The organism is Bifidobacterium sp. M0399 (assembly GCF_016100595.1).
Taxonomy (GTDB): Bacteria; Actinomycetota; Actinomycetes; order Actinomycetales; family Bifidobacteriaceae; genus Bombiscardovia; species Bombiscardovia polysaccharolytica.
In genome coordinates this window covers 215578-234427 of sequence record NZ_JACFSD010000001.1, presented here as the reverse complement: position 1 = coordinate 234427, position 18850 = coordinate 215578, and the positions used below count along the sequence as shown (strand labels likewise).

The window sequence follows — 18850 nt, the reverse complement described above, 5'->3', positions numbered from 1 at the left end:
CCTCGCTTCTCACTGGTGCCTACCCTCGTTGTGCGGGCACCCCTTTGCTCTGCGTGGAACCACAGGCTGTTCCACTCTGAACCGTAAATCCTCATCCCGTCGGGCGTAGGTGCAAAGAGAGCGGAAAAAGGTGGATATTTCTCGGTAATGCCACCTGGCCGCTACCGGACAAGGCTTCCCGGGCAGGTCGTTCCTTGCTCAGAAAGCCCGCCATTGCAAGGATTGGGAAGAAATAGAAGCTAACCAGAACAACTCCAAGCCAAAGGCACAAGATTGTCCACCCATTCGACGATTTCCCCCACCTTCCTGGTCGGGCTTCCGTCCATAGACTGATGAGGTAAGGCGCACGAAGGCGTCGGGGCAGAGCGGCGCCGACGGATCGGAGACGACCCGACGGAAACCATGACCGGCCAGAATCCGCCTGGCAACGGAGGAAGTAGGTAATTCATCATGACATCATCCATGCACACTGATCAGGACTGCGTTGACGAGGCGGCCCGTCAGATCTACATCGGCAACACAGGCACCGTGGACTTCGACCTGAAACTACCGACCGAGGGGGTGGAGGGAACCACCATCGAATGGGCCAGCAGCGACGATCGATGGGTGAACCCTCAAGGCAAGGTCAATCAACCCGAATATGGTCGAGGCGACCGGAATGTAACCTTGACCGCGACCGTCACCAAGGGCGGCGCCAAGGCGCAGCGCAACTTCGATGTGACCGTGCTGCAGATGCCCAACAAGATCGAAGTGCGCAAGGTCTACCCCATCGAGATCAAGGCGCGCAAGGGCGCCACCTACTATCTGCCCATGTTCACGGCCGTGCTGACCAAAGACGGGCAGAAGGTCTCCCAGCGGGTCAACTGGGACGAAGGCGTTGAGCAGCGGGACGAACAGACCGGCGAGCACGATTTCCAAGGATCCATCGACGGCAGCGACATCCGTGTGCAATGCAAGGTTCTGGTGATCGATGAAGACCCCGAACAACCAGTAGATTCGAGCCCTAAGGTCCGCCGCGTGCCCATCTCCCGGGTGCGGCTGACCGGTGATGGCATGCTGGCAGGCAACCAGCGCCGACGGATAGCTTTCCTGAAGACTCTGGACGACGATCAGCTCCTGGTGGAGTTCCGCCGGGCCGCCCACCTGGACACCAAGGGAGCCAAGCCCATGATCGGCTGGGACGCTCCGGACTCCAACCTGCGCGGCCACACCACCGGGCATGTTCTGTCCGCATATGCCCTGGGATATGCCGCCACCGGCGACGAGGACATTCGGACCAAGCTGACCTATCTGGTCGACGGGCTGGCTGAGGTCCAGGCCGCCTTCGCAAAGAGCGGGACCACCAAGCCGGGCTTCCTGTCGGCCTACGACGAGAGTCAGTTCGACAAGCTGGAGCAGTATGCGCCCTACCCCACCATCTGGGCGCCCTACTACACCCTGCACAAGATCCTGGCCGGGCTGATCGACGCCTACCACTTCGCGGGCAATGAAACGGCTCTGCGTGTGGCCTCGGACCTGGGTGACTGGGTTTATGACCGCGTCCACCGGCTCCCCCATGAGCAGCTCCAGAACATGTGGAGCATGTACATCGCCGGCGAGTTTGGCGGCATGAACGAGTCTCTGGCCCATCTGTATGCCATCACCGGCCGTAAGGAGCACCTGGATGCCGCCCGGCTCTTCGACAACGACCGCCTCATGGTTCCCATGCGTCAGAAGGTGGATGCCTTGGGCGGACTGCATGGCAACCAGCACATCCCCCAGGTCATCGGCTCGGTGGAGCTCTTCCGCCAGACCGGTCTGCCCTACTACCTGCAGCAGGCGGAATTCTTCCTCAAGTCGGTCATGGGTCATCACATCTACGCCATGGGCGGCTCCGGGCAGGGCGAGATGTTCCAGCAGCCCGACGTGATTGGCGCCCTGCTCAAGGACAACACCGCCGAGTCCTGCGCCTCCTACAACCTGCTCAAGCTGTCAGCGCTCCTGTTCTCATTCGACCCGGATCAGGAGTATGCAGACTACACCGAGCTGACCACACTCAACCACATCGCCGCCAGCACCGACCATGTGCCCCAGGGCGGCAGTCTCTACTTCTTCCCCACCCAGCCGGGCGGTCGCAAGGAGTTTGATGAGGAGAACAGCTGCTGCCACGGCACCGGCCTGGAATCGCACTTCTACTACGCCGACGGAGCCTTCTACACAGATGAGAAGACCCTGTGGATCGAGCAGTATCTGCCCTGCAGCCTGAACGACATCGACCAGAAGATGGCGCTGAGCGTGGACGTGGACGACCGCCACCCCGAGAAGGTAACCATCACCATAGAAGCCCTGGACAGACCGCGCCTGGCCCTTCGCATTCCCGCCTGGACCCGCGGCAGGGTCCACATAGACATCGACGGAACCCCGGTGTCCCAGGCTCTCATGGGCACCGACCCAGCTGTAGCGGTCCTTGATGCGAGCGCCTGCGGTCTGAATTCCTGGTCAGGAACCACCATTACGCTGACATTCGACCCGACCATCCGGTTGATCGGCACCCCGGACAGACCCGCCTTGGCTGCCGTGGCCTGGGGACCCTACGTGCTTGCCGCCTTGAGCCCCAGCACCGATATGCAGAGCCTTAACATCGACCGGAAGGATCCTGGGTCCGCCTTCGAGCGCCAGGGCGAGAAGCTGGTCTTCCGTCACCGGGACAGCGGCCTGGAATTCGTCCCCCTCTGGACCATTGACGAAAACCAGCCATATCATGCCTACGTCGAAGTGGCCAGCCACTGACCGCGTCCCAAGGCCAAGGTTTCAGCTACAGGGAGGACGGTCAGCACGGATCAGGCAATCATCACCAGTTTCCCCAACGATGCGGCGGTCTTCAAATCCGCAGGGCGCTTCATCGGCACCCCCGGATGGATCCACGAGCGCCGCACCGTTGACAGCTTTGAGCTGATTCTGGTTGAAGAGGGCATCCTTCCGCTGACCGTAGCCGGACGGCATCATGATCTGAAGGCAGGCGGCCTGCTGCTGATCCCGCCCGGCACCCCTCATGAGGGCAGTCGACGGCTGGGACAGGAGCCTCTGACCTTCTACTGGGCCCACTTCACCTTGCCTGACTGGCATAGGGTTCAAGGCCTGCCTGACGAACAAAGGGATGGAAATGACCAGGGCGCGGCACGCGTGGTGCTGCCCCTGGATTTTCGTTTGGCAGACAACAATCGGCTGACCGTCATGTTCAACCAGCTGCTTGACATCTACCAGCGCACCTACCCGGATCCCAGCCCCTACTGCAGCTATTTCATGACCTGCCTGCTCATGGAGATCGCCATGGGAAGGCCCGCGCCCAAGGACCGTCAAGAAGCTGACGACGAGGACAGCACCCTCCAGAAGGTCCAAGATTGGATCCGTATCAACGCCTGCGACCGGATCAGTGTTGCCAGCGTAGCAGAAAACTTCAACTATTCGCCCTCGTACCTGTCGACCATCTATAAGCGGCGGTTCGGCATCGGTATCACCGGACAGATCAGGCGGATCCGCATCGAACGAGCTCAGGAGCTGCTCCTGTCGACCTCCATGGGCGTCAGACAGATAGCCGAAGCCTGCGGATATGACGACCCCAAATATTTCATGCGCGTCTTTAAACGGTTCTCCGGCCTGACCCCAACCAGATACCGATCCAGCTTTTCCCAGCGACACTACAACAACGCCTGAAGTCCTTAGACTGGAACCATGAGAATCGTCATACAGCGGGTCAGCCGTGCCCGGGTCGATGTTGTCGATGAGCAGGGGCGGCCGAATCCCGATTTTAAACCCCAGAGCATCGGCATGGGGCTCATGCTTCTGGTAGCCGTCCAGGATGGCGACGGGGCAGACCAGGTGGACTATGCCGTCCGCAAGCTGACCCGGATGCGCATCTTCGCCGACGAGAAGGGCCGGATGAACCGGTCGATCCTGGACTGTGGCGGCTCCATCCTTTCCATCTCCCAGTTCACTCTTTACGCGGACCTTCGTCGCGGCAACCGTCCCAGCTTCATGGCTGCGGGAGAGCCCCAACACGCCCAAAGCGTCTGGCAGGATCTGAACCGGGCCCTGGCGGCAACCGGTGTGCCGGTTGCCGTCGGACGCTTCGGCGCCCACATGCGAGTGGATCTGGTCAACGACGGACCGGTGACCATCCTGCTGGACACCGACAGGTTGATGAAGCCGGCAGCTCCTTCAACGACTATTTGACAATGGGCCTAAGGGGCGCCGAGACATCCAGCTGATGCTTATCGCCAATCTTGGATGGATCGTTGATGATCTTGTCGACCACGGCCTGCTTGAGCTTCAGATCAGAGCCATCACCCCAGATGATCACATGTTTGCCCTGGTCCAGCTCGGTGGTGATGGAGTCTTGGGTTTTCGCAGTCACCTTGGTCACCGAATGGCGCATGGCCTCCGGCATGGTTGACAGAATCCGAAGAGTCTGCCTGACCGCCTGATCCTGCTGGGCACGCTTGACGGTGGCAACCTGGATGACCGGCACCCCCTCCACTGGCTTGGACACAGTATTGAGCACCCTGCCCTGCCTGTCTACAGCCGTCAGTTTCCGCTGCGCATCCTTGAAGACCGCAGTAGGCTCCTGGGCATCGAAGGTCACCTCCAGACCATGCGGAAAACTCTTACGGACCTTGGCATCGGTCACCCCGGCCATGCCGCTGATCTCCTGCTCGACGCCATTGGTGGAAATCAGCAGCAGAGAGCGATCACCCTGATTGGCCACGATTGAGACCACTCGATCGTTGGACACCCAGGCATTGCCGCCACTGACGTTGATCTTGTCGGTTTGCAGGCGAAAGACCGGCGAGAGAAAAAGCAACCATGCCAGTCCTGCTATCAGAGCCATGACCACGACGACGACACCCGTCCGGATCAGGACCAGCCTGCGGCTGACCTTCTTCTTCTCGCGCACCCGAGCCTGAAAATCCAGAACCTTGGGCCGAACAAAAATCCCCAGCCCCTGATCTTCCTGATCAGTGCCTATTCTGCCTGAGACGGGTCGGTCCGGCGGTATGGCCCGGGCATCGACGAATCCTCCGGTCGAACTTGTCGAGCGTGAGGTCGCGGACTTGGATGCCGCAGACCTGGAGACTGATACGCTACTGCCTTTTATCAGAGCGCGGGAGGATGATGAGGCGGATCTGGCGCTACGAGTACGTGAGCTGCTTGTATTCTTGGAACGACTCGGACGACCCCTGAAACGCTTCGAACCTTTGAAACGCTTGGACCGCTTAAGGCGCCTGCCCTCACCACCTGTTTTTTCCACCTTGGACCGGCTGGCCTGTGCCGAAGCATCGGAGGCGGCCGACTTGCCCGATCTGGCGGTTCTACCAGTCCGCTGCTCCTCTTCCGAAGGCCTGGTGCGCCCAGACCGGGCAGTCCGTGCGGCTTTTGCAGCCCGGACTGCCCTGGTTCTGGACGAAGCTCCGCTGGAGGCCCTGCGACTCTTGCCGTTCTTCACTGCTCATCCCGTTCAGCCAGCTTATCGAGAATGACCGGCCCCATGGCCGTGACATCGCCGGCGCCCACGATCAGGATCACATCCCCAGGCTCCGCTCGTTCGGCCAGTTCAAGAGCGGCCTGACGCATGTCCGAGCAGGCCCGAAAGACGGTCTCAGTCGACTTATGTCCTGAGTTCTGGGGCTTGTGGTCCGATGCCTTGCGGGCGGCGGCAGGGATGGTGCCTGCATCCACGCCCGGAAAATCGCTGGCCAGCTCACGGGCAGGGAAGATATCAGTTACCGTCACATCGTCCGCCAGGGACAGAGCGGCAGCGAACCGGTCGGCGAAGATGGCGGTGCGCGAATACAGGTGAGGCTGGAAGAGCACCCTGATGGTCCGGCCCGGATAACGTCGCCTGGCGGCGGTAAGCAGGGCGGCGATCTCCGTGGGATGATGGGCGTAATCGTCCACTACGGTGACCCCATGCTGGCATCCGCGGACCTCGAAGCGTCGAGAGGCACCACGGAAGTCGGCGGCGGAAGCGGCGGCCGTATTAGGATCCATCCCCAGCAGGACGGCGGCGATGACGGCTGCTGCTGCATTGCGGGCGTTGTGGATGCCGGGAATCGCCAAATCCACCTGCAGATCGAGCGGCTTGCTGGCATCCAACCCTGCCGCCTGGAGCACCTGCACGGGGAGAGCCAGACGGCAATGTTCACGGCCGCTGCCGCTGCTCTCGGACTCGGACCCGATGCGGACCAAGCCCAGAACCCCAGGCAGGGAGTCAATGCTCAGCTGGGGATCTGATGCATAGACGATGATCTTGGCCCGGCAGTCCCCCTGCAGCCGCCGCAACACTTCCAGGCCCCCCTGGTCGTCCCCGCAAACCACCAGGAAACGTCGGGCATGCCGGGCATGTTCCACAAAGGCCTGGTGGAAGGCATCAGCCGTGCAGTAGTGGTCAAGATGGTCGGGCTCCACGTTGGTGATGATGGCGATGTCAGGAGTGTACTTGCCAAAGCTGCCGTCGGACTCGTCCGCTTCGGCCACTAGAACCCGTCCGGCTCCCACGTGCCCGCCGTCCATGGGCCCCTGGCTGCTCTGGAGGCTGCCCCCGATGGCGTAGCTGGGATCAGCCAGATCCCCTCGTCCGCCCTTGGTCAGCAGGTGAGCCAAGAGCGCGCTGGTGGTGGTCTTGCCGTGGGCTCCGGCCACGGTGACCGAAATCCTAGAGGCCATGAGCAGGGCCAGAATGTCGCTGCGATGGACCAGCCGGGCGCCCGCGTCACGAGCTGCCAGAATCTCGGGATTGTCAGGTTTGATGGCACTGGACCAGACCACCGTGCGGGCCCCGGCCACATTGCTGGCTTGTTGACCGATGACGACCCGGATTCCTAGCTGACGCAGGCGTCGGGTCTTGTCTCCCTCGGCGCGGTCGGATCCGGAGACCTGCACCCCCTCCTGGTGGAGCATCTCGGCCAGCACACTCATCCCGGCCCCACCGATGCCGATGAAGTGTGTGGGCCCCAGATCCTTGGGGTCGCGCACACCGGCCTGGGCCAGAGCGGGCAGGCAGGGATCCAGGACCGGCAGGGACCTGTCACCGCCGTCCTGCCGACCGGGCACTGTATTCAATTCATGCTTGGGCACAGTAGTTGCATCTCCTCCAACAGTTCAGGACCATTCAGGACGGCCGCGCATCTTCTGCCTCCATTATGCCCGATTAGTCCCTCCCAGAGTCCTTGCGGGCAAGGTGTTGGTCGGCCATGGTCAGGATCTGCTCGGCCATCACCTGAGCGGCATCGCGAATCCCGTACCCCCAGGCTCGGCGGCGCATGTCAGCCAGCCTATCCCCGTTGGCCATAAGGGCAGGAATGTGGTCGGCTATCCATTTAGCATCCAAGGCCGCATCATCGACCATGAGCCCTCCCCCGGCATCAACGACCGGTTGGGCATTGAACCGCTGCTCACCATTGCCAATGGGCAGGGGCACGTAAACGGCCGGCACGCCCAGGGCGGCCAGCTCGCTGACAGAGCCTGCACCAGCCCTGCAGACCACCAGATCAGCACAGGCGAAGGCCAAATCGATCCGCTCCAGGTATTCAGCCATATGGTAGTCCCCCTGGCCCCAGTGAGCCGGGTCCAGATCGTTGATAGCCGCATCGCCCAGGTCAGCCGTCACTTGTTCCCTGACCTGGTCGGCCTTGCCACGGCCCGTCAGATGGATGACCTGTGTCCGATCCAGCAGCTGCCGGGCTGCGCCAGCCACCGCCTTGTTCAGGCTGAGCGCTCCCAAGGATCCTCCAGTCACCAGCAGGATGGGCCTATCGGGATCCAACCCCAGAGAATGCGCAGACTCCCGGCGGGCTCCTGCAGGGTCAGCCTCCATCTGCTTGGCCAGTCGGGCGATGGTCGGCCGCAAAGGCAGACCCACGCGGCGCACTGGTACTCCGGACCGGGCCCGTATGCCTGTATTCTCATAGGCCGTACCTACGAAATCGGCCCAGCGGGCACCCAGCTTGTTGGCCATGCCCGCCCGGGCATTCTGCTCGTGGACGACGATGGGCAGACCCAGGTTCCGTGCGGCCCTGTATGCCGGCGCCGAGGCATAACCGCCAAAGCCGACCACCAGGTCGGCTGACCGATCCTGCAAATACCCGCGTACTCGCTGCACCTCACGCCGCCAACGCCGGGGGAAGTCCAGTGCGGCCTTGCCAGGACGACGAGGGAAGGGCACCTTCTCAATCAGGTCAAGGGGAAGTCCGGCGGCCGGCACCAGGTCGTGCTCCAGCCCGACAGCAGTGCCAATTACGCTGACAAAAGCCTGCGGGCAGCGCTCCCTAATGGCCGCAGCCACACTGAGCAGGGGGTTGACATGCCCTGCCGTCCCTCCCCCGGCCAGCACCAGATGGGGACCAGCACCTTTCCCGGAATGCTCCTGGGCATCCCCAGGCATCCCTTTCTCGGTCCTCGTCGCTGTCGTCATCCGCGAATCCGCTTCCTTTCCGCCATGTCCATTCCGCATCTCAGGACCCGTCTGTGGCCGCCATCACGTCTGGTTGGGTCCGAATCATCTTCAGAGCCACCCCGGCCGAAGCCAGGCAGGAGATCAGGGCGGTCCCTCCAGCCGACACGAAGGGTAGGGGCAGCCCAATGACCGGCAGCAGACCCAGAACCACACAGATGTTGATCAGGGCTTGGCCCACCAGCCACACATCCAGGCAAATCAGCACCATGCCCGCATATCGGTTCCTGGTAGTCAGGGCGATTCTCAGCATGCACCAGCCCATGACCACGAAGACCAGAATAAGCATGGCCGCCCCGACAAAACCCAGCTCCTCGCCGATGACAGCGAAGATGAAGTCATTGTGCGCCTCGGGCAGATAGTTCCACTTCTCCCTGGAGTTGCCCAGACCGACCCCGGTCAATCCTCCCGAAGCCATGGCGTAGAGCCCATGGATGGACTGGTAGCAGACACCCTGGATGTCATCCGCCGAGCACTTGCCGTAGGCGGCCATGATCCGCTGGGTCCGGTTGCTGTTGCCGTAGACCGAAAAGCCGATGACCGCAGCCATCCCCAGAACCGCCAGGCTGAGCAGCCATCGCAGGGGGAAGCCTGAAACCAGGAAGGCCACGAAGCCGATGATGACGATGATCATGGCGGTCCCCAGATCCTTGCCCAGCATGATGAACATGAAGCTGATCAGAAAGCCGAAAGCCGGCTTGGCATAGGCCTTGGCCAGGCTCTTCAGATCGGAATCCTTGCCGACTTGCCCCTGGGCTTCGATCAGTGCCTGGGGCAGCCACAGACACAGGGCCAGCTTGAGCAGCTCGGCCGGCTGCATGGAGATGCCCCCTATCGAGATCCATCCCTCGTTGCCGTTGGCGGAGCGCCCGAGCGGGGTACGAGTCAACAGCTGGATGCCCTGGCTGGCAATCAGAAACCAGGTGCTCCAGTTCCGGTAGTGATCGATGCTGATCCTCACGGCCAGAAGGGCCAGCAAAAGCCCCAACACTGCGTATATGGTCTGGCGGATGACCTGACTCCAGGGTGAGCTGCCCTGGGCCACCAGATCCACAGCCGAAGAGGAGAATACCATCATCAGGCCGAAGACCGTGGTGGCGACGACTGTGGCCAGAAAGCCGTAGTAGCACCAGAGCGGGTTGAGAATGGCCCGCCAGCCCCGGTAGTCTCCCTTGCTGCCAGACCCTCGTGAGTGGGCCTTGCTCGGATCAGTGTCGCGTTTCATGCTCATGGACCCACTGTTTGGCCTGCTGGGCAAACTGGTCGCCCCGGTCGGCATAAGAGACGAACTGATCCATGGAGGCGCAGGCAGGTGCCAGCAGAACCACCTGGCCGGGCTGTGCATAGGAGCCGGCCGCACGAACAGCCCGGGCCATGACCTGATCTCCAGCACCAGGATCGATCAAGGTAACCGGCAGATCGGGTGCCTGGTCCTTGATGGCTTGGACCATGGGCTGCTGGTCCTGGCCGATGACCACGGCTGCCGCCAGCTTGGACCTGCAAGACCGGACCAGATCGTCGAAGCGGGCGCCCTTGGCCAGTCCGCCGGCCAGCCAGACCACCTGGCCGTCATGGTAGCTAGCCAGGGAAGCCTCGGCTGCATGGGCGTTGGTGGCCTTGGAATCGTCTACAAAACGGATGGCCTGCGCACCCTGACCCAGGGAGGCCACGGTGCTGATCCTGTGGTCGCCGGGCGTAAAAGCGCGCATGGCTTCGATGGCCGCATCGACCTTGGCTCCAGCACCCAGTGCCAGAGCCAAGGCACAGAGAGCGTCGGCCAGCAGGTGAGGGTAGACCGTGCCGTCAGGCTCACACAGATCCGTCAGGTCGGCCACCCGGACCAGCCTGATGCCCTCATCACGGTCCTGACCGGTCATTCCGCTGCGGTCCATGACCCAGCCGTCCTCCACGCCCAGCTGCCCAGACTCGGGCCGGCCCAGGGTGAAGCCCACCCGTCGGCAACCTGGGGCTGGCTGCGCCTGTCTGGCCAGGTTGGAGACCCGGGAGTCATCGGCGTTGTAGACCAGCGCCTTGCGCACGCCCCTGTAGATACGCGCCTTGTCGGCCGCGTAGGCCTCGAAGCCCCCGTGCCAATCCAGGTGGTCGTCGGCCAGATTGGTGATAGCCGCGCACTCCAGGGCCGGCGAGAAGGTGAAATGCAGCTGGAAGGAGCTTAGCTCCACGCAGAGCATGTCATTGTCGGGATCCAGGACGGCTGTGGAGACGGCCTTGCCGATATTGCCCACCGCAGGGGCCGTGAACCCGCTGGCCTGCATCATGGCGGAGACCATCCTGGTGGTCGAGGTCTTGCCGTTGGTGCCGGTGATCCCGATCCAGGGTGCCGGCCGGCCTGTCCGGGCTGAGGGTACCCGTAGCAGCCAAGCCATCTCCACCTCGCTGACCACGGGGATGCCCCGACGCTGCGCCTCAAGGATAAATGGGGTGCGCGGATTGAAGACTGGCGAAGCCATGACCAGATCCACCCGACGCCAGTCCACCTGGTCAAAGTCACGAAGATCGGCCTGCGGGGCGCGCTGGTCCACAGTGGTCACTCCGGCCGCCCGGCCTCGCAGGGCTGCGGCCACGCTCCGTCCGGAAATGCCCAGCCCGGCGACCAGTACACGCTTCTGGCTCAAGTCCATATCCATGAACACCTCATTCCGCTAGCTCCGGCATCTGCTTGGCATGATACCGGCTGCCGAAAGTCCGGTACCGTGAATGGACGCACTCAGATGGGCAGTCCGGAGCGGACCACCCAGTCTGCATAGAAGCAGACCAAGGCCAACAGGACGAAGATCAGGTCCACCATCCAGAACCGGACAACCACCTTGGACTCCTGCCAGCCCATCAGCTCGAAGTGGTGGTGGATGGGCGCCATCTTGAAGACCCGCTTGTGGGTGAGTTTGAAGTAGCCCACCTGGATGACATCGGAGGCGGCCTCTCCCACAAAAAGCCCGCCCAGGATGACCGCCAGCAGTTCGGTATGGGTAGCGATGGACAGGGCTGCGAAGAGCCCGCCCAGAGCCAGGGATCCCGTGTCTCCCATGAAGATGGAGGCCGGATTGGTGTTGTACCAGAGGAAGCCGAAGCAGGCCACAGCAGCGCAGCAGGCGATGATGGCCAGGTCCAGGGGGTCGGAGACAGCGTAGGCATGGCCTGGATGGCCGCCGCCCTTCAAGTGGTAGCTCTCCCAGAAGGCGATGATCGTGTAACCCACGAAGGCGATCATGGAGGAGCCCGACGCCAGCCCGTCCAGGCCGTCGGTCAGGTTGACCGCATTGCTCCAGGCCGTCATCAGCAGATTGACCCAGATGATGAATAACACCACGGAAAGGACGCTGCCCGCCATTCGGAAGTCGATGATGGGCTGCTCCACGAAGGATATGCCCGCCTGTGCGCTGGGGTAGCCATTTTTGGTGGGCAGTTTCAGGGCCAGCACCGCGTATATTGTGGCCAGAATAAACTGGCCGGTGAACTTGGCCCTGACCGACAGGCCCAGGTTCTGCTTCTTGCGCACCTTGGCGAAGTCGTCAATGAAGCCCAGTAAACCCATGGAGAGCATGGCGAACAGAACCAGCATGGCCGACAGGGACACGGATTCCCCCCGCGACAGGTAGCGGTAAAGCGCCGAGGCTGCCCAGCCCAGCAGGATGGCCAGGTTGATGACCAGCCCGCCCATGGTCGGTGTACCACGCTTGACCAGGTGGGACTTGGGCCCGTCCTGGCGGATGTACTGGCCATAGTGCAACCGATGGACCAGCCGTATCAGCAGGGGGGTCCCCGCCAGCGTCACCACTAGGGCGACCAGGATTCCGATGATGAGGGCAATCACAGTGTGTACTCCAACTCTTGGATTCTGTCCTTGAACATTAGACCCCGCTGCGGGGATGCCAGTAGATTCATAGCTCAGCCCTGCCACCGGTCGGCCAAAGCGGACAGGCCGGACATGTGCGAGCCCTTGAGCAGGACAAGATTCTTCCGGTCCGAATGCTTGGCGCACATACGGCGGACCATCTGGTCAGCCTGGTCAGCGTCCTGAGCAAAGAGTACCCGCATGGCCCCCGGCTGATCATCGCTCGGATCAGACGGGCCGCCGGCACCACGGACCAGGGCCTGGACCAGACCGTCCATCTGCTGATTCCGGCAACCCACTGCGACCAATGCATCAATGTCCTGACGACGACAGTAGGCACCGATCTCCTGGTGCAGCTGCTCCCCTCGATCGCCGAGCTCGAGCATGACCCCCAGGACCGCTATCCGATAGACCGGGCCATCGAATCCCCTCCAGGCAGCCAGGGCATCCAGACCTGCCCGCACGGAGTCGGGATTGGCGTTGAAGGAATCATCGATCAGAGTGAAGGAGGCACCCGGCAACTGGACCGAAGACACGGCCATCCGATGCGGGCTGATCCGCTGCTGTCGGCCGAGCTCATCGGCGATACGCTCTGCGTCCAGACCCAGGGCGTGGGCCACCGTGGCGGCAGCCAGGGCGTTCATGACATTGTGTCGTCCCGGGATACCCAGACGTAGCCGAACTGACTGCTGGCCACGCAGGTGCAGCTCGAAGGCCGGCCTGTCCAGGCTGTCACTGTCCAAGTAGCGAGCCGAATCGTCCAGGTCCCGGTCCTGCCCGCCGTCCTCAGTGGCCAAGCCAAATCGTAGAACAGGCCCAGGGGCCAGATCGGCCATGGCCGCCACCCGGGAATCGTCTGCATTGAGCACGGCGGTCCCACCCGGCACCAAACCTTGCACGATCTCGCTCTTGGCTTGGGCGATGCGCTCCACGGAGCCGAATTCGCCCAGGTGGGCCACCCCCACCTTGAGGACCAGGGCCATGTCCGGAGGAACAATCCTGGTAAGGCTTGCTATCTCGCCCACGTGGCTGGCACCCATCTCCGCCACAAGGTAGCGGGTGTCCGGCCCGACCTCCAAGGCAGTCAGAGGAAGACCGATCTCATTGTTGAAAGACCCGACCGGAGCCACCACAGAACCCAACAGGGCCAGCAGGGAAGCCAGCAGATCCTTGGTCGTGGTCTTGCCGACAGAACCGGTGATGCCGATGACCGTGAAGGGGCCTGAGTCCTTGCGCCGACGGTCTATGTTGGCCCGTGCCAGCAGCCCCAGGGCAGCAACCGTATCGGCCACAAGAATCTGCGGCAGGTCAGCGCCCGGAACGAGGTGATCGACCAAGGCCGCGCGGCAGCCCTTGGCCCCCAGGCCGGGAACATAGTCATGCCCGTCCACGTGCTCGCCCTTGATGGCTATGAAGAGCCCATCGGCCTCCACCTGCCGGGAATCCGTCACCACCCGCATGCGCACAGACCTGCGATCGGGTTCGCGACCAGGACCGGCCTCGACCAGCCGACCGTGCACATATTCGACGACCTCTTCCAGGGTCATGGGCATGGACCCGGCCCCTACAGACTGACTCATCCTCACCTCTCAGGACATTTCACGGGAGACGCGCAGGGCGCTCCTGATGTTGTTGCGTTTGACGCCGGCGGCCATGGTCATGGCGATGCACAGGGACAGGTCGTCACTTTCTGCGTCTGCGGGCAGGGACTGGCGGGCCAGTCCGTCTGATTCCTCGTTGCGCCGGGCCACGATGGTGTGCCCGCCCAGGTTGAACCCATATCGGCGGGCCTTGGAAATCAGCCGCAAGTGTCGCATATCGCGGGTGGAGCCCTCCTGGGCGCCCAGAGCCACCACATCCAGGTCCACCGCCTGCAGGGCATCCTTGGCCAGGGTCTGCTCATCCACGGAGATGACTACAGCGGCCGCCCCGTCCTCCAGCGTAATGGACAGACTGCGCTGCACATCGAACATGCTCAGGGGATATTCGAGGTCCAACCGACGATCCAGCGAATACGAGCCCTTGGCACTGAGAATGCCGACGGGATTGCCCAGCACGTGCAGGAAGTCGGCCAGGAGATCCACCTGGTCCTGCACCTGGGAGCCGACCAAGGCGAAGACAGCCAAGGCTCCCGAAGGATCCCCTGCGGCATTGGCCAGCAGCTGGCCCATCTGCCAGGGGTGCATGGTGCCGAAGAGCAGGGGTATGCGGGCTCGTCCCACCTCTTGGCGAGCCGAAGTCGGCAGCAGGGCTGCATAGGCCCCACGGCGCTCGGCCTCCTCGATCATGCCCTGGTCCACCTGCTGGTCTGCAGGCACGTACAGGCTGCCGGGGCGCACTGAGGGCAGGTCGTCCACCAATGAGGTAACCGTGACTGGTTCAGCGAAGTCAGGGACCAATGTCAACCCGTAGCGCCCTTTGAGCTGCCCCAGGGTCAACCGTCGGGAGATTGATTCACTCAGCGCGCTCATGCTGCAATCTCTCCTTCGTCCGGGAACGCCATGATGCCTGCCGGTATCACCATGTTACCGGGATAGCATCGGTCCTTGGCTGCGACGCGGGGACCTGGTATTTCTGCATAAGGAATTCACCGATCTGGGCAAAGATGGGTCCGGCGGTCATGCTGCCGAAAACCCCATCGCTGCTGTGAGGGTTCTTCAGCGCCACAGTGACCACAAAATGGGGATCGTCGGCGGGCAGGATACCCACCCAGTCGCTGATGATGCCGCCCAAGTGGCCCGAGCTGTCAGCCACCTCGGCGGTTCCGGTCTTGGAAGCCACCCGATAGCCTTCCACCTTGGCTGTGTTCTCGTACTTCTCGGCCACCGATTCCATGCCGTTCATGACCGCAGCCGCAACCTTCTCATCCACGACCCTGACTTGATTGGCTTTGACCGCGCCCTGCCCGCGGATGATGGTCTGGTCGGACCGGACCCCCTTGTTGGCCAGGGTGGCGACAGCATTGGTCAACTGAACGGCGTTGGTGGCATAGCCTTGGCCGAACAGAACCGTGTTACGGGTGCGGCGGTCCCAGGTCTGAGGCGTGGTCAGCAGGCCCTTGGACTCCCCTGGCAGGCCCAGGGCCGAGGCCTGACCGATGCCGAAACGGGTCAGATAGTCGTAACGCTTCTGATCAGAGTAGCGATCCGCGGCCATGATCATGCCCACGTTAGAGGAGTTCTGCAGAATGCCGGCAAGAGTCCAATGCTCAGCGGGATGGTAGAAGGCATCCTTGTACTGCTGGTTGTCCACGGTGATGTGGTCGGGCACGGTGAAGCGGTCGCCCATGGAGTGGACCTGCTCCTGAAGCATGCCTGCAGCAGAGATGGTCTTGCCTATGGAGCCGGGCTCGAAGGTCTCCGCCACCGCCCGTGAGGAGTTGACCTTGGCCTGGTCGCTACCCGCCTGATAATCATCGGTGTCGGCCAGGGCCACGATCTCGTTGGTGCGGGTGTCCTGAACCACCGCCAGGCCCCAGTCCGCATGGTAGCGCTGGCAGCCTGACTTGAGGGCCTGACGGACGTACCAGAGCACGTCCTGATCAATGGTCAGGGTCACGTCCTTGCCGTTGACCGGATTGCGCTGACGGGTCACGGTTCCCGGGATCTCCTGGCCCAGCATTCCCTGCTGATAGACCGTATAGCCGTCAGTACCGGTCAGCCGCCGATTTTCCATCTGCTCGATCCCGGCCACGCCCTTGCCGCTGTCGTCGATGCCCCCGATCAGGGCCCCCATCAGATCCGCATGCGGATAGGTGCGTTCACTGCTCAGCTCGGCCGTGATGATCCCCTGCAACCCGAGCTTGTCAATAGCGCGCTTGGCCTCGGGAGTCACCCGCTTGGCCAGGACCACATATCTTCCAGGGACGCTAAGCTTGCCACCCAGCTCCATGGCGTTCATCCCCAGGGCCGGCGCCAGGAGGCGGGCCACGCCGGCAGCACCGTCGGCGCCCACTGGATGACCCTTGATACTGTGGCAGTCGCTGCCTGTGCGCTTGGTGCAGTTGATAGGTATGAAGGAAGCCGCCGCCTCGGGGTCACCGATGATGTTGTAACGCTCCAGACTCTGGGCCAGTACCCGGCCATTGACATCCAGAATGCGGCCGCGCTGGGCCTTGATGGTGTGCGGCACGGTGCGACTCGCCGCAGCGGCCTGGGCTATGGACCTTCCATCGAAGAGCTGGATATAGGCCAGCTTGCCCAGGGCCAATGCAGCCACCACGATCAGGATCAGGCCTACAGACAACGAACGCTTGCAGAAGGAGATGTGCCAAGAACCCTTGGTTCCCTTGCGGCTCATGGTTGCCCCGCCTTGCCCTGGGTGTTCTGAGGGGGCTTGTAGCCCTGCAGATCGATGGAGTTCAGACCCTGCTGAGGCTGCATGCCCAACTCCTGGGCCTTGTCCGGCAGGGAGGCCTGGAGCTGGTCGAGCTTGTTCTGGTCATCCTGGACATCCTGGTTGAGATTACTGATCTCATGCTGGACCCGGGTGGCCTCGAAAGAGTCCTGGACCATCTGGGTGCGCAACATCAGGGAACCGAACATGCAGGCTGCCAGAAAAACCACCGAGGTCATGATGCGCAACAGAGGATTGCCGCGGGTTCGCGTCCAGCCGATCAGACGCCGGGCTCCCTCAGCCACTGGACCTCGTTCCGGCTGGCGCGCCTTGCCCGCCTTGCCTGTGCCCTTGATCAGACTGAGCTCAGGCCTGGTGGGCATCTCTTGGATGCGGGGATGCCCTTTGTCCGGGGATGCCTTGGAACGGACTGAACGTGCTGGCATGCTCATGACCGGCGCCTCGATTCCGAACCATGGCCAACATGGCGGTGGCGACCATCTGAAACCTCACCACGTGCCTCGGCCTGAAGCCGACGACGACGCTCCTCGGGAATGGATCCGATCATCTCCACGGCCCGCAGGCGCACTGAGGCGGACCGGGGGTTGCGTTCCCGCTCGGCAGGATCGGCCTTGATGGCCCCATGAGTCAGATCTGACAGATAGGGGCGGGCCTGATCAGGCACCACCGGCATGCCTGCCGGCAGGTCCACATGCAGCCCGGGCGCCATAAAGCGCTTGACCATGCGGTCCTCCAGGGAGTGATAGGACTCCACGACCAAACGACCTCCCTGCGCCAGTCGCAGAATGGCCTGGGGCAGGGTGCGCCTCAGACGGTCAAGTTCCCCATTGACCTCGATGCGCAGCGCCTGGAAAACCCTCTTGGCCGGATTGCCCGGGGGACGGTGGCCACGCGGCACAACCCTGTCGACCAAACGGTCCAGCTGCGCCGAGGTGGTCAGTGGCTGTTCCTGCCTGGCCTCGATGATGGCCCGTGCGATGCGTCCTGCATAGCGCTCCTCCCCATACCGTGAGAAAATGTCGGCCAAGTGTTCCTGGTCATACTCGACCAGAACCTGTGCGGCCGTCAGCTCCTGGCTGGTATCCATGCGCATGTCCAGCGGAGCGTCCTGCCGGTAGGTGAATCCCCTGTCGCGCTGGTCAATCTGCAGGGAGGAGAGCCCCAGATCCATGAAGACCAAATCCACCTGGCCTACTCCCAGCGCATCCAGCTGCTGGTCCAGCTGATCAAAGGGGGCGTGCACCGGCGTGAATCGATCGGCAAGACCCTCGTCGCGCATCCGGCCAGTGGCTAGACCCAGGGCCTGACGATCCCTGTCAATGCCTATAAGACGGGCCTCAGGGCAGGACCTGAGGAAGGCGGTGGCATGACCAGCCAAACCCAGCGTGCAATCCACAGCCACCGCCCCCGGGTGCTCCAAGGCAGGCCGGGCCAGTGCAAGGCAACGCTCCAGCAGAACGGGACGGTGGACCATGCCCCTGTCCACAGCTTCCTGGTCGGGTGGATTGCGATTTTCCATGAGGGTCTCCATCAGCAATCCACCGCCGGAAGAACATCGTCAGCGATATCGGCGTAGCCCTGCTCCTTGCTCTCCAAGTAGGCAGTCCAGGAATCCTGATCCCAGATCTCAGCACGGGTGCCCACACCGATGACCACAACAGGGCCGGTCAGCCGTGCATAAGATCGAAGCATGGGCGGGACCAGGATGCGGCCCTGCTTGTCAGGGACCTGGTCGACGGCGCCGGACAGAAATACACGCAGGTAGTCTCTGGCCGACTTGTCGCCCATGGAGGTGTGTTGGATGCGCACGGCCATCCGCTGAAATTCCTCAGGGGGCAACAGAGTGACGCAGCGTTCCTGGCCGCGGGACATAACCAGGCCCTGACCCAGCTGAGCGCGGAACTTGGCCGGCAGAGCCAGGCGGCCCTTGGAATCCATCTTGGGCGAGTAGGTGCCCAGAAGCATGGGCGGCAGGGAAGGCGAGGCGGCATCTGCGTTGTATGTATCGGCCATGCCCCACCTCCAATGCCAGTTTGGTAATCAAGAGACGGCCCCATCGGGTAGCGTCCCCTACGCAATGCTCCCCACTTTACCCCACTTATCCCCATTGCTCACCACCGCGGCACCACTTCAGGCCCAAACCCAACCATTTG

Annotated in this window: 15 protein-coding genes and 1 pseudogene; 4 read left to right on the top strand and 12 right to left on the bottom strand. The window is 62.7% G+C overall.

All coding sequences use genetic code 11. The features are described from left to right. Window positions 1-450: 450 nt before the first annotated feature. From H3V09_RS00770 to dtd, 4 genes and pseudogenes are all read left to right on the top strand, one after another. On the top strand, window positions 451-2769 hold the full coding sequence (locus tag H3V09_RS00770; protein WP_198199018.1) for a beta-L-arabinofuranosidase domain-containing protein: 2319 nt from the start codon (window positions 451-453) through the stop codon (window positions 2767-2769). 57 nt (window positions 2770-2826) lie between these two features. Beyond that, window positions 2827-3180: pseudogene (locus H3V09_RS09130) on the top strand (AraC family ligand binding domain-containing protein); the annotation flags it as partial. A gap of 6 nt (window positions 3181-3186) precedes the next feature. Then, on the top strand, window positions 3187-3693 hold the full coding sequence (locus H3V09_RS00760) for a helix-turn-helix domain-containing protein (protein WP_198190613.1): 507 nt from the start codon (window positions 3187-3189) through the stop codon (window positions 3691-3693). A gap of 18 nt (window positions 3694-3711) precedes the next feature. After that, on the top strand, window positions 3712-4212 hold the full coding sequence (gene dtd / locus H3V09_RS00755; protein WP_198190612.1) for a D-aminoacyl-tRNA deacylase: 501 nt from the start codon (window positions 3712-3714) through the stop codon (window positions 4210-4212). Here dtd and H3V09_RS09100 read toward each other — a convergent pair. From H3V09_RS09100 to mraZ, 12 genes are all read right to left on the bottom strand, one after another. Beyond that, window positions 4205-5482: a cell division protein FtsQ/DivIB gene (locus H3V09_RS09100; RefSeq protein WP_332460982.1), complete on the bottom strand. Its 1278-nt coding sequence runs from the start codon at window positions 5480-5482 to the stop codon at window positions 4205-4207. The genes dtd and H3V09_RS09100 overlap by 8 nt on opposite strands. Beyond that, window positions 5479-7089 (bottom strand): UDP-N-acetylmuramate--L-alanine ligase, encoded by a 1611-nt coding sequence (gene murC, locus H3V09_RS00745; protein ID WP_415873499.1) that lies wholly within the window; start codon window positions 7087-7089, stop codon window positions 5479-5481. Before murC ends, H3V09_RS09100 begins: the two co-directional genes overlap by 4 nt. A 97-nt stretch (window positions 7090-7186) precedes the next feature. Further along, window positions 7187-8419: a UDP-N-acetylglucosamine--N-acetylmuramyl-(pentapeptide) pyrophosphoryl-undecaprenol N-acetylglucosamine transferase gene (locus tag H3V09_RS00740; protein ID WP_198191092.1), complete on the bottom strand. Its 1233-nt coding sequence runs from the start codon at window positions 8417-8419 to the stop codon at window positions 7187-7189. Window positions 8420-8489: 70 nt separating this feature from the next. Further along, complete coding sequence (locus H3V09_RS00735; RefSeq protein WP_198191091.1) at window positions 8490-9713, bottom strand: peptidoglycan glycosyltransferase FtsW; 1224 nt, start codon at window positions 9711-9713, stop codon at window positions 8490-8492. After that, window positions 9697-11136, bottom strand: a complete 1440-nt coding sequence (gene murD, locus H3V09_RS00730; protein ID WP_198190610.1) for a UDP-N-acetylmuramoyl-L-alanine--D-glutamate ligase — start codon at window positions 11134-11136, stop codon at window positions 9697-9699. The genes H3V09_RS00735 and murD overlap by 17 nt, the downstream gene beginning before the upstream one ends. Window positions 11137-11216: 80 nt before the next feature. Next, a complete protein-coding gene (gene mraY, locus H3V09_RS00725) occupies window positions 11217-12320 on the bottom strand; it encodes a phospho-N-acetylmuramoyl-pentapeptide-transferase (protein WP_110425045.1) in 1104 nt (367 codons plus the stop codon). A 74-nt stretch (window positions 12321-12394) separates the two neighbouring features. Beyond that, window positions 12395-13921 (bottom strand): UDP-N-acetylmuramoyl-tripeptide--D-alanyl-D-alanine ligase, encoded by a 1527-nt coding sequence (locus tag H3V09_RS00720; protein ID WP_198190609.1) that lies wholly within the window; start codon window positions 13919-13921, stop codon window positions 12395-12397. A 9-nt stretch (window positions 13922-13930) separates the two neighbouring features. Then, window positions 13931-14812, bottom strand: a complete 882-nt coding sequence (locus H3V09_RS00715) for a hypothetical protein (protein ID WP_046322684.1) — start codon at window positions 14810-14812, stop codon at window positions 13931-13933. 46 nt (window positions 14813-14858) lie between these two features. Further along, complete coding sequence (locus H3V09_RS00710; protein ID WP_198190608.1) at window positions 14859-16640, bottom strand: peptidoglycan D,D-transpeptidase FtsI family protein; 1782 nt, start codon at window positions 16638-16640, stop codon at window positions 14859-14861. Beyond that, the gene (locus H3V09_RS00705; RefSeq protein ID WP_121913727.1) at window positions 16637-17128 is read right to left on the bottom strand and encodes a hypothetical protein; all 492 of its coding nucleotides are present in this window, start codon (window positions 17126-17128) and stop codon (window positions 16637-16639) included. The genes H3V09_RS00710 and H3V09_RS00705 overlap by 4 nt, the downstream gene beginning before the upstream one ends. After that, window positions 17125-18216, bottom strand: coding sequence for a 16S rRNA (cytosine(1402)-N(4))-methyltransferase RsmH (gene rsmH, locus H3V09_RS00700; RefSeq protein WP_415873489.1), 1092 nt, complete (start codon window positions 18214-18216; stop codon window positions 17125-17127). Before rsmH ends, H3V09_RS00705 begins: the two co-directional genes overlap by 4 nt. Window positions 18217-18227: 11 nt before the next feature. Then, window positions 18228-18710, bottom strand: a complete 483-nt coding sequence (gene mraZ, locus H3V09_RS00695; protein WP_198190607.1) for a division/cell wall cluster transcriptional repressor MraZ — start codon at window positions 18708-18710, stop codon at window positions 18228-18230. Between the last annotated feature and the right edge of the window lie 140 nt (window positions 18711-18850).